Source organism: Streptomyces sp. Root1304, assembly GCF_001426405.1.
GTDB lineage: Bacteria > Actinomycetota > Actinomycetes > Streptomycetales > Streptomycetaceae > Streptomyces.
The window spans coordinates 1-2,460 of record NZ_LMEP01000019.1 but is presented as its reverse complement, the minus strand read 5'-3'; the positions used below and the strand labels follow the sequence as shown (position 1 = coordinate 2,460).

Genomic DNA, 2,460 nt, shown 5'->3' with positions numbered 1-2,460 from the left:
CGACGTCGCCAAGAACACCTGGACCGCGGTCGGCGAGAGTGCCGACCCCGAGGGCCGCGACCACATGCTCGTCGAGATCCGCACCTCCAAGTAGGAACGTCAGACGGCCTGTTCACCCCTTGGATCCCGCAGCAAGGAAACAACTCGTGCAGCAGCCGAAGCTCTCCTCCTTCACCATCAAGGAACACTCATGACAGCAAAGCGTTCGCGCTTCGTGTGGGCTGCCGGCGCCGCCACCGTGCTCGCCACCGCCGCCACCGTCCTCCCCGCCGCCGCCCTCAATGGTGGCGACGCCCCAGGGCAGCTGAACTTCACCGCGAAGATCGTTATCGGGGAGAAAACGGCCTGCACCGGCGCGCTCGTCGACCCGCAGTGGGTTCTCACCGCGAAGAGCTGCTTCACCACCGCCGGCGTCTCCGACACCGGCAGGCCCGCGGTCGCCACCACCGTCACCGTCGGCCGCACCGACCTGACACAGACTGGAGGCAGCGTCCAGCAGGCCCTCGCCCTCGTACCCCACGCCGACCGCGATCTGGTTCTGGTCAGACTCAGCACCAGGGTTCCCGGCTCCGTCGCCGTCCCGGTCCGGGTCGCCGCCACCGCCGCCGCCGCCGGGGAGCAGCTGACGAAGGCAGGATTCGGCCGGACGAAGACCGAGTGGGTGCCCGACAAGCTCCACAGCGGCACCTTCACCGTCGCCTCCACCACCGGCACGGACGTGAACCTCGACGGCTCCGACACCGCGACCGTCTGTCAGGGGGACGCCGGCGGCCCTGCCCTGCGCACGGTCAGTGGAACCCCCGAACTCGTCGCTGTGGGCTCCCGGTCGTGGCAGGGCGGCTGCCTGGGCATCGACCCGGCCGAGACCCGTACCAACGCCGTCGACACCCGTGTCGACGGACTGGCCGGCTGGGTGAAGGAAATCGTCAGCCGTGAGAAGGTCACGCCCGCCGACATCGACGGCGACGGCAAGGACGACCTCGTGCTGCAGCGCACGGACGGCGCGGTGGTCGTCCACCGCAATCTCGGCAGCAGCTTCGGGGCGGGCACCGTCATGTCGAACGGCTGGGGCCGCTTCGTCACCGGCACCGACATGGGACGGCTCTACTTCGCCGACATCACCGGCGACGCCAAGGCCGACATGATCGTCCACACCACCGACGGCAACATCGCGGTGCGCAAGAACATGGGCACCTACTTCGACGGCGGCACCCACTGGTCCGCCGGCTGGGGACGCTTCGTCACCGGYACCGACATGGGACGGCTCTACTTCGCCGACATCACCGGCGACGCCAAGGCCGACATGATCGTCCACACCACCGACGGCAACATCGCGGTGCGCAAGAACATGGGCACCTACTTCGACGGCGGCACCCACTGGTCCGCCGGCTGGGGACGCTTCGTCNACATGATCGTCCACACCACCGACGGCAACATCGCGGTGCGCAAGAACATGGGCACCTACTTCGACGGCGGCACCCACTGGTCCGCCGGCTGGGGACGCTTCGTCGACGGCACCGACATGGGACGACTCCGCTTCGGTGACACCACCGGCGACGGCAAGGCCGACATGTACGTCCACGTGATCGGCACCGGCGAGATCTCGGTGCGCAAGAACATGGGCACCTACTTCGACGGCGGCACGCTGATGATCACCCTGTGACCAATGCCTCCTCGTACCCCTGGCCCAACTGACACAGCTGGAGTCAAGGGGGCGAGGACTCCCCTGCCGAACACGCCGGCCCTCGCATGACGAGCTGGTGCGTGATCGGGATGGAGGCATGGGTGCCTGATCGGGGTCGTGGTCAGGCGTCGGCGGTGCGGTCGGAGTCGAGGCCGGGGATGGCCCGAAACAGCTGCTTCAAGCGATGGTGGTCGGCGAGCGCGTGCTCGACGGTGATCCGCTTCGACGAGTAGCGGTGCCGGGCCTCTTCTCCGGCTGCGTGGACGTGCGGCAAAGCGATCTTGTTCGGTTTTCCGGGCGGCGTGACCCTGGACCCAACTGCATCGAGTCGGCGACGTTCGGCTGTGGTGGACCAGAATGCGTGAACGCTGATCTGTGCCAGAACCCATCATTCATGACGGATCGCGAAGCGCGACCCGTCCGGCAAATTGGAAATCTCGACTCCAAACGTCTCTCGATGGAATTTCTGTTCGCGCGTCAAAGCCCACACATTCGCAAAGATCGCACCTCTGATTCTTCACAGGCTCTTCACGCTCGTCCCTACAACCTTCGTGGGACCGGCCGTTTCGGCGGGTGAATTCGCCAATCCTGCATGGCCGCTTCCGGTTTGCCCTGCTGGACATGTGGAGGGATTGAGCTCTTGAATGAGGCGCCGTAGAAAGCCGCTTCAGCTCGCCAGGGTGAATTCGCATGCCTCGCCAGGTGGGCCGAAACGGCCTGCGCGGAAATATCGGCAGTCGTCATCCCGGCTGCTTCCAGGACTTGCTCGAATTTCC

General features: G+C 66.3%; 2 protein-coding genes and 1 pseudogene. 1 reads left to right on the top strand and 2 read right to left on the bottom strand.

What is annotated here, in order from left to right; translation table 11 throughout:
• Positions 1-190 precede the first annotated feature (190 nt).
• Positions 191-1,405: pseudogene (locus tag ASD33_RS36815) on the top strand (trypsin-like serine protease); the annotation flags it as partial.
• Between the two features lie 400 nt (positions 1,406-1,805).
• Here ASD33_RS36815 and ASD33_RS34300 read toward each other — a convergent pair.
• Both ASD33_RS34300 and ASD33_RS35940 read right to left on the bottom strand, forming a co-directional pair.
• Complete coding sequence (locus ASD33_RS34300) at positions 1,806-1,958, bottom strand: hypothetical protein (protein WP_242427171.1); 153 nt, start codon at positions 1,956-1,958, stop codon at positions 1,806-1,808.
• A gap of 266 nt (positions 1,959-2,224) precedes the next feature.
• Positions 2,225-2,460: hypothetical protein (locus ASD33_RS35940; protein ID WP_206780092.1), on the bottom strand; the 236-nt coding region annotated here is incomplete at its 5' end.